This is a genomic window from Ochrobactrum sp. SFR4 (assembly GCF_019730395.1).
Lineage (GTDB): Bacteria > Pseudomonadota > Alphaproteobacteria > Rhizobiales > Rhizobiaceae > Pseudochrobactrum.
In genome coordinates this window covers 1-365 of record NZ_JAAPBB010000352.1, presented here as the reverse complement: position 1 = coordinate 365, position 365 = coordinate 1, and the positions used below count along the sequence as shown (strand labels likewise).

The window sequence follows — 365 nt, the reverse complement described above, 5'->3', positions numbered from 1 at the left end:
CCACCCCCGTCGCCTTCATTCGCGGCCGGTGCGAATAGAGCGGATCCGCCAGATCACTGCCGTGAACGCCAAAAAATGCGGCCAGCGTCTCCGGCGTTTGCGCCTGCAAACCCGGCAAATACGGATAGAGCCTGCGGAACAGTTGCGGCCTGATCTGTGACTGCGGTTGCCGCGCACAAAAACGCCGGACTTTGGCTTCGCGGAAAATATCATAGCCCGCAAAGACCTCATCCGCGCCCTCTCCGGTGAGCACAGCTTTCATCCCGCTATCGCGCACCAGTTGTGCCAGCCGGTAAAGCGGTGCCGGTGCGGTGCGCACAAGCGGTGCTTCTGCTGCCGCAATCACATCGGGAAAAATCGTGGCA

At 61.1% G+C, this 365-nt stretch carries 1 protein-coding gene; it reads right to left on the bottom strand.

Annotation, left to right across the window (positions count from 1 at the left end; translation table 11 throughout):
• The coding region (locus HBA93_RS19330; protein WP_221724376.1) for an asparagine synthase-related protein at positions 1-365 on the bottom strand (365 nt) is incomplete at both ends.